This is a genomic window from Nostoc flagelliforme FACHB-838 (assembly GCF_014698065.1).
In the GTDB taxonomy this organism is placed as follows: Bacteria; Cyanobacteriota; Cyanobacteriia; order Cyanobacteriales; family Nostocaceae; genus Nostoc; species Nostoc flagelliforme_B.
The window spans coordinates 1-8,207 of sequence record NZ_JACJSI010000261.1 but is presented as its reverse complement, the minus strand read 5'-3'; the positions used below and the strand labels follow the sequence as shown (position 1 = coordinate 8,207).

General features: G+C 43.1%; 9 protein-coding genes and 2 pseudogenes. 3 read left to right on the top strand and 8 right to left on the bottom strand.

Annotation, left to right across the window (positions count from 1 at the left end):
- Positions 1 to 51 precede the first annotated feature (51 nt).
- The 8 genes and pseudogenes from H6G97_RS39975 to H6G97_RS39940 all read right to left on the bottom strand — a co-directional run bounded on the left by H6G97_RS39975 (position 52) and on the right by H6G97_RS39940 (position 6,018).
- Positions 52 to 219, bottom strand: a complete 168-nt coding sequence (locus tag H6G97_RS39975) for a hypothetical protein (RefSeq protein WP_190946163.1) — start codon at positions 217 to 219, stop codon at positions 52 to 54.
- Between the two features lie 16 nt (positions 220 to 235).
- Complete coding sequence (locus H6G97_RS39970) at positions 236 to 640, bottom strand: ExbD/TolR family protein (protein WP_190946162.1); 405 nt, start codon at positions 638 to 640, stop codon at positions 236 to 238.
- Complete coding sequence (locus H6G97_RS39965; RefSeq protein ID WP_190946161.1) at positions 618 to 1,286, bottom strand: MotA/TolQ/ExbB proton channel family protein; 669 nt, start codon at positions 1,284 to 1,286, stop codon at positions 618 to 620. The genes H6G97_RS39970 and H6G97_RS39965 overlap by 23 nt, the downstream gene beginning before the upstream one ends.
- 440 nt (positions 1,287 to 1,726) lie before the next feature.
- Positions 1,727 to 1,846, bottom strand: a pseudogene (locus tag H6G97_RS39960) (ABC transporter permease subunit); the annotation flags it as partial.
- A 15-nt stretch (positions 1,847 to 1,861) separates the two neighbouring features.
- Positions 1,862 to 2,878, bottom strand: a pseudogene (locus tag H6G97_RS39955) (IS4 family transposase); the annotation flags it as partial.
- A complete protein-coding gene (locus tag H6G97_RS39950; RefSeq protein WP_242055895.1) occupies positions 2,799 to 3,815 on the bottom strand; it encodes a hypothetical protein in 1,017 nt (338 codons plus the stop codon). The gene H6G97_RS39950 and the pseudogene H6G97_RS39955, both read right to left, overlap by 80 nt.
- A gap of 103 nt (positions 3,816 to 3,918) precedes the next feature.
- Entirely contained in the window at positions 3,919 to 5,517 is a 1,599-nt protein-coding gene (locus H6G97_RS39945; protein ID WP_190946160.1) for a hypothetical protein, read from the bottom strand.
- A 174-nt stretch (positions 5,518 to 5,691) separates the two neighbouring features.
- A complete protein-coding gene (locus H6G97_RS39940; RefSeq protein WP_242055894.1) occupies positions 5,692 to 6,018 on the bottom strand; it encodes a helix-turn-helix domain-containing protein in 327 nt (108 codons plus the stop codon).
- Positions 6,019 to 6,597: 579 nt separating this feature from the next.
- On the opposite strand from H6G97_RS39940, the gene H6G97_RS39935 reads away from it, so the two are divergent.
- The 3 genes from H6G97_RS39935 to H6G97_RS39925 all read left to right on the top strand — a co-directional run bounded on the left by H6G97_RS39935 (position 6,598) and on the right by H6G97_RS39925 (position 8,156).
- Entirely contained in the window at positions 6,598 to 7,164 is a 567-nt protein-coding gene (locus H6G97_RS39935; RefSeq protein WP_190946159.1) for a hypothetical protein, read from the top strand.
- A gap of 268 nt (positions 7,165 to 7,432) precedes the next feature.
- Entirely contained in the window at positions 7,433 to 7,867 is a 435-nt protein-coding gene (locus tag H6G97_RS39930) for a hypothetical protein (protein ID WP_242055893.1), read from the top strand.
- Positions 7,868 to 7,934: 67 nt separating this feature from the next.
- Positions 7,935 to 8,156 carry a hypothetical protein gene (locus tag H6G97_RS39925; protein ID WP_190946158.1) on the top strand — a complete coding sequence of 74 codons (222 nt, stop codon included), beginning with the start codon at positions 7,935 to 7,937 and terminating at the stop codon, positions 8,154 to 8,156.
- The last annotated feature ends 51 nt before the right edge of the window (positions 8,157 to 8,207 follow it).

The window sequence follows — 8,207 nt, the reverse complement described above, 5'->3', positions numbered from 1 at the left end:
CAACCAACTCCTTCTTTACTTCCACAAGTTCCTGCCGAGTAAAGTTGCTGCTCAATTATGCTGCTTAAAACCCACGAATTTATACAGTTTGATTTCCCAAATTGAATTAGTCTGCTGTCTGCTTCTTTTGAACTCTAACTCTTTGATGTCAATGGGTTTTACTTTCTTGTAATTTGCGATCGCCCCGTGGTCGATTACCAATACGTAGATATTTCTCATCAAAGCTTTCAATATTTCAAGGTCTCTGAGTCGCTATTGCTAGCTTTGTACCTGGAACTTTCCGTACTTTATCCATGACAGCTACTGCCAAACCCATATTCGCTTTCTCATCAGCATTAATCACTACTAATACATCTTGATTCTTCCCAACTAAAGTACGTAGTTGTTCCGTTAAAGCATTAAAAGCAGTTGGTTTACGGTTTAAGCTTACGTCTCCTTGTGAGTTAATCGTGATTATAATTTTCTCTACGCTTTTTGATTGCTGTGCAGTGTTAGCTTTAGGTAGATTTACTGGTAGAGCTTCGGAATTAGATAAAAACAGACTTGAGAGAATAAAAAATGTCAAAAGAGTGAAAACTATATCGATCATTGGCACAATGTTAATTTGTGCTGGGATATTAGGTTCTTTGGGTAATCTCATAAGTTTTTTCTGGTAATTGAACACGACGAAGATAGATTAGTTCTAAGTGCCCGCCATACTCCTCAATACGTTCTATTTCACGCTGGTATAACCCTCTAAAAATACTGGCAAATGTGAGTGTCGTGATCCCAACTAACAATCCGAATGAGGTAGCTATTAAATCTTCACTAATACCTGCTGTCAAACCAGCCTTATTGGTAGCAGCAAGATTACCAATATTTAGGGATGCAAACGTCTTAATCAAACCAAATATTGTTCCCTGAAGACCAAGTAAAGGTGCAAGTCCCACGATTGTGTCAAAAATATGATTAAAACGCTTAAGTAACGAAATCTCAACTTTGGCTTCAGTTTCCAATGCCAAACGAAACTCTTCTGAAGTCGGGTTCTCTAGTTCTAAAGTAAAAAGAAAAATACGGGCTATGGGTAAATCAATGTTTTTTCGTAGTTTTTCTATAGCACCAACTACATTATTTAATTGGTATAAATTCAAAACATTTCGTGCTACACGCTCTTGACGCTTATAAATTTTTACCCAAAAGATTGTCCGCTCGGTTGCTAAACCTACTGCCAAAATCGAAGATATAAGCAGAGGCCACATAACAACGCCGCCAGCTTCAAACAATTCACTTATTGCACTTAGTCCCATTTAGTCCCTCTAAATCCATCAAATAACTAAAAACCAATTATCAAGAAATCATGCACACTTGAGATAATTTATCAATTATTTCTTTCAAAATATATACTCTAATTCAAGTACAAAGTCAATTCTTTTTTTAAAATTACTTTTCAAGACATAATTATTAACTATTGCCAAATATATTTTGGCTGGTAAAAGCTTCTCTCTAACCATCTTTTAGAAACTCAGTAGACAGTAGCTCTAAGCCTTTAAGGCAGTATTTACAGGGGTTTTAAGGCAACTTTTTGCAAAATTTAGTATTGATTAATACGTTATTTTGCAAAATCACTTAGTATGTTATTTTTTGATGGCTGCTGAATTTTGTTATTGATATCGAGAACTTATCGGTCGATGAGTTACTAATTCTTAAAGTTTACCAAGGGCAAAATCGAGAATTAATTCTGTTAAACGGGCAACCTGGCAGGCCAAATAATTTTTGTAATTTTCCTCCAGCGCGGCATTTCTAACACCCGTGCCACATCTAAATAATCTTTAGGAACACTCGCAACTCCTAAGGCTGTGTTAATAATTGCTGACTTTTCCCGTTAAGTCTCTTTTGCAAGCTGCCAACCTTCACAGAGGTCATGCAATTTTAACCAACCGCGCCACAGAACTTGGATGCCAATGGGTGTTTTGCTTCGGTGTTCTAGGTAGCCGCCAAGACGAGCAACAGCTTCTACAGCCCAACTAATTGTTAACACCTTGGGCCGTTTAGGAGATTTAGCTTTTAAAATTTTCAGTTCTAGAGGATTCAGAATTCCAATGGCGGGGGCTGAAGGCTGGGTACGGTGTAAATAGGTTAATTGCAAAAGTTCTACCGCAATCACACTCAAGAATCCAATTAGGGTTTTCATCCCCTCAGCAGCAAGCCGATATTTTTCTACCTGACATCCCGACTTGAAAATTTTATGATACTCCTCAACTCGCCACCGATAAGAGTACCAGCGTAAAATTGTCGAAGCCATCTCGATATCTGCAACAACTTCTGTAGTTAGCAACATCCACTCGACAGGAGTTTCACCTTCTGGACAATCAACTTCCGTGGCATAAACAGCATAGACAGGTAGAGATTTACGGTTATCAAAACGATAGGGGGTACGAAGATTCACAGGACAGAATCGTACAGCCAGCTTTACTTTACGGGCAGAACGCTTACCTGTTTGGGGCAACTCAATTTCTTGTGAAAGACTAATAGGTTGTGCTTCTAATTTCGACCAGAGACGCTCGCTGTTCAGTTTCTAAACTGCGGTTATGAGCCGCACGTACCAAAACTCCCGTGTGCTGAAGTTGACGAACTTGGTCGAAAACTTCTGTAATATCACCTTCCCGGTCAAAAACATGAATCACACGAGTGGACTTACTTACACGGTTTTCTACAGTAGTAAGTGCCTCTACCCATCGGTAAGATTCAATAGCTCAAAGGGGCGCTTCCGGGCTTCTTTACGAGCTTGTGCAAGTCGAATTTTCTTCTGTGCCGGGGTTTCATCTTTGGGTGGTTTCTGTTTTGCTTCTCGATTCCAAAGTTTTTGCCACAACAGACCAAGGGACTGGCCTTTGTCCGGTTTCATGATCCGCTTTGACTCCTTCACCCGAAACTGAATTTTCAACTAACAACGAAGCGGAATTACTTTGTTCTACTTGCCCCTGTGTTTGATTAGCGATCGCTGAACTTGAAGATAATTCATTTACGGCAACGGGCGCGGCGGAACAAGTACTTTCATGACAGCCTTTCGCCTCAATACCACAATCCTGTTTTTCAGCTAACAACGAAGCAGATTGACTCGGTGCAGCTTCCACAAGCGCCAGCGTCGTGCAGTCCGTTGCCACAGGCAAGCCTTTCTCAAACTCTTCCACACTTTCAAAAGTCTGAGGCGAAGCGCCCCCCAAGGGCGCACTCGCCGTCTCCTCCTCACGCGAATTTTCTGTAAGCGTGTCAGAGAAACAGCTAACGAACTCTTTTGAAGAGTTCGTTAGCTGTTCCTGAGTAGTTCGTGAGGGTTCACAGAATCCTTGCTCTGACTGGCTTTGACCTAAAATAGATGCTTGATTTAAAGCACGTATTTCTTCACAGCCAGCATCTATCTCTGAAATCTCAGCATTTGGCTCTCGTTTTTCAGCATCTGGTTTTGGTGACGCAGAGTTAGCTTTCTCCCAGAACTCCTTTATCCGGCTACCATGCAAATTCTTCACCATCCAGCTAGCCGTTTCCCTACCATCCTCTATGGACTTATCTGGCTTGAAGATGAACAACCCGCTTTCGGAAAGAATTTTCTTCGCAGAGATAAAAGTACTGTACCCCAAAGCAGAAGTTAGCGGCATCCACCGAGAACCGTAGGGGTCAGCCGTCCAGCACTCCTGCCACAATTGCGTCACTGAGGGCTTTTGTTGCGATGCCCACAGCAAATCTTCTATGGGAATAATCACATGAAGCCGCTTATACCGTGATTGTGCTTTAGCAGCAGCCTTTTTGAGCTTGGGACGAGTAATAGTTGCAGTCATTTCACAATCTCCTATTATTTTGACGCACGGAAATTTCCCTACAGAGATCGCAGGGTTTAGTTCGATATTTGTTTGTCTAAAAAGTTACCGATACATTGAAAGCCTATTCAGGTTGCCAGAATCGCAACTCATCTCGGAAATACCTGTCAGTCTTTTTTGATTGCACTTTCCAGTGATCCCAGGCCACCACTACTTCCTCACCCAAATCCTCTACAACTTCGCCCCTTTCAACATACAAAGTACGGTAGGGGTCAGCATGAGCAACAATAGAGCCGATGCCAATGGTGTCTGGTTGAGAGGATGCGTTCTGGAGTGCAGTAATTAAATCAGTCTCTTGGGTGGTCAATTCTGCCCAGTAATCTTGTTTAATCACCTCGTACTCTTGGGCAACATTCCAAAACTCTTGCAAAGTACACCCAGGCTTTAACAGTACCCCCCGAATGTCACTAACCGCTTGGGGCAACATTTCCAATTGCTCGGCACGGTAAGCGATCGCAGTTGGTGTCGGCTCACTTCCCAAGATTATCGCAGCAGCTTCGAGCGCTTGGGTATTGTTCATGGCACTAGCAAGGTTTTTCAAAGCCATACCCATTAAACGTAAGCATTCCTGGGCGTTTTCTTTCGGCGGTTCTGCTGCAAGCGATCGCAAATCAATGGTTTTCTCTAACGCCTGTTTCACCTGCTTGTTCAACGCTTTAGTTGCTTGCTGGGTTATGGTATTTCCCCACTGTTGAACCGGATGCTGTTGTACAGCGTTTTCTAATTCCTGAATGCGCTGCTGAAGTTGTTGATTCTCAGTCTCCAGCTTTTTTAACCCCTCCATCTCATCCAGCCGTTTCTGTAACTGAATATTCTGTTCTTTCTGCTGCTTGTACAAGTTTTGCAGAGATTGGATTTGTTCTTGTACTTGTTCTTCTGCTCTGGCTGTGGCTTCTGACTGTAGCCCAATCCTCAATTCCTGCTGTAAACGCTCTAACTCTTGCTGATGTTGCTCTTTGATTTGGGCGATCGCTTCAGAGTATTGTGGTGGATAACTTGGCTCTGTGGGGAATGGGACACTGTGGGCATCTAAATCAGCATTGTTGATTAACAATCTCTCGCCATCAGCAAAAGTGACAATCTGTTGCCAGCGATTCGGTGCGTCTGCCTCAATGGTTCCTTCTTCCCCATACCTTGGGTGTGACTGTTGTGAAACTGTGACAATAGCTTTTTGAGGAACCACTGGTTCTTGAATTTTGGGAACCAATGGTTCCTGAATAGATTGCCTTTTGCGTGGAAGTTGAGGAACCACTTTTTGGGCAGCAGCCGCAAAGTCTGAAACACTTGGGTCAGGATTATCTTTCAGAGCCAGGGATATAGCAGCTTTTAGTTTCTCTGGTTCCCTGACTAAACGAAGTAACGGACGAGCCTGACGCTCATTTTTGATGTGTCCGCCCAACTCGCCAACTGCGTCTATGACCTTTTTGGCTCCTAGCAGTTGGTTGATTCGTCGGTATCCACCCCAGGCGTATAATTCACGCTGGCAGTATTCTTCAAAGTTTTTATATCCAGCTTGCAGGTAAAGTTGTTGTTCCCTCATCTGGAGGATTTCATCTACCGCTTGCCACTCGAACCGGTCTATGGCGGTAAAGGTTTCCTGGATGCTGGTGTTGACAACACTGTAATCGAGTGCTGTTGTTTCTTCTTTTTCTAGTGTCAGCATTTTTCTTGCCCACTATGGTAAACGCTTGAAAGTTGGGTGTTGCAGTTTAACCAAAGTGAACAAGAGCAGCTGATTTGGAGGGTTTTTCCAAAAATGTGTCAGCATTATAGTTAGCTCACTTTGTCGTTAACGGATTGAGCAGGCGATCGCGTTGCTTGGCGGCGGGCGATCGCTTTATGCTGCAAGCCCGTGTGTATTAGAGTTATGAGTTTTAGAGCTTGCACGTTTTTCAGAAGAGAGTAACCCAATTTGTTTTGGACTATCGTCCTTAGTACCTGCCTCATCATCAGGAACAAAAACAATTAAGTCTCCTGGCTTGCATCCAAGAGCAATGCAAAGTCCATTAAGCCTTTCTGCTGTCAAGCGAGGCATTTCATCTGTTTTTCTAAGCCGAGAGACGGAATTTTCATCAATTCCTAGAAATGTTGCCAAGTCTTTATTCTTGATGCGTTGCCTTGCCATCACTTCATTTAACTTCCAAACAATCATTTGCTTATTCATACAACACCTCCATTAGTTTAATCCTCGTCTTGCTTGGATAAATCGACTACTAACCAGTATAGATGGCAGACAAGGATTTATATGTATATAAAATATACTAATACAAACTTCAAGTTTATAAATATAGTTTTTATTGACATAATTCTACGTCTCATATATATTTATAGATACAAGACATGGAAACTTCAGCCGCATTCACCCAATTCCTGAAGGTGGTTTGCACTTACCGAACCTTGAAAAAAACTGAACAGAACAATACCCCCAGGTAACAGAAGTAGTGGATACTCAAAGCTGCTAAAGGTAGATAAGGGTTGCGAGAGTTCTTAATAAAAAATTACCAGTAGGACGACGGACGGCAGATGAAGCGTTTGAAGTCATACACGTCGCCTGATACGTTGTATTTCCTGTTTCGGTAATACTCAAGTGCCACTGGCTTTAAGCCACAAATATATGGCTGCGCCAAATCTTTTTGAGAGCGTTGTGCTAAACCACAACGTTGTTTGCATACATAACAAAGGCGACCGCCCACCCTAGGAAAGTTTGCGATCGCCTTTTACCCTTTTATCAAGGAACTCTATTATGCCTTATACAACACATACACAGCAAGCAATTCCTAGTTCTTCTCGTGATGAAGAAGCGCTGGCCCAAGCAGAACTGTACAGCCACCTCGAATCCCAAGCCGAAGCTGTAGCACCAACCCAAGACCCCCTCAACAGCAGAGATCGCCGCATCATTGGTGAGATTATCGAAGTCCAACCCGAAACAGTGCGTACAATCTGGATAGAAGGCGGAATCACGGTCTGGGTGCAGTTCGTGGAAGGCGGACGGCTACCCTTCGACCGCAACTGGTTCGCTACAAGAGTTGCAGAGGTGAAAGCGACTCTGCCAGAAACACCAAGGGAACGCAACGAACGTTTAAGCGATGAATTAGAAAAAGCCTGCACTGTTTTTGGTCTATATTACGGTGAGATTGATTGGTTATCATTCAGCACCAAACTATACCAAGACGGGCGTTTTGTCGGCTTCGTTGGGTGCAATGAAGAAGGGTGGTACGCCAGACCAAGACAGTACGGAGTCAATCGCGTGGCTGCTAGTGCCGAACAAGTGATTGCATCGTTGGGAGTCAGAGCGACAGTAGCGGCTTAGTCCTGGAAGTGAGAAAGGCGATTGCACACCAAAAGAATTGCAATCGCCAGTGGGTCTAGTCAAGAAGAATAAACACAATCATGGCACAAAGTACAGCAGATAACCCCACACTTTCAGATTCCGGTTTCGATAGCCATCAACTGAAAATTATGCGCCCTCCAGCAAATCCAAACGCACAGGTGTAAGAAACCCCTGAAGTGAAAAAGGCGATTGCAGTCCCAGGGAAAAGCAATCGCCTGGATAACAAATTTAAACAATCGAAATCATCATGGCATATTGCAATATGATTAGCCCATTTTCTCTTCAAGCAGCCCAGTTGGACGAGCCAACAGAGAAAATTCTCCTACCTCCAACCGACTCCAATGCAGAGGTTATGGAAATCACTGGATACAAACTCGTGTATGTGAACGGAGCTTGCCCCAGAAATTATCGAGTATACAAGGCTCACTCAATGATTGGGGTGATATTTCAACACATCACCCACTGGTCTAACGGAGTGGATTCTCTTCGATACGCCGAGCCGATTGATGCAGCCGTTGGGTTGGATGAATTTATGAAGGTGGCAAGAGTATCAACAACGGCTACAGAGCGACCACCCACAGAAGAAGAGTTGCTCGATAAAGAATTTGACGCGCTGACGAGTGACGAATGGGAACGGTTAAAGAGATACGTGCCACAAGCGAAACATTTAGTTGCAGCGTAAGGAAAGGGGTGGGCGTTACTGCCCACTTCCTTAAGAAGAGTGTTTTACTTACTTCACAAATATAACAATGTTACCCATAGAAATACTACAAGAATTCAACTCGTGCTACCTGAAGATTCAGGCAATTGCCCAAAACGAAAACGTAATCGACCACGGGGCGATCGCAAATTACAAGAAAGTAAAACCCATTGACATCAAAGAGTTAGAGTTCAAAAGAAGCAGACAGCAGACTAATTCAATTTGGGAAATCAAACTGTATAAATTCGTGGGTTTTAAGCAGCATAATTGAGCAGCAACTTTACTCGGCAGGAACTTGTGGAAGTAAAGAAGGAGTTGGTTG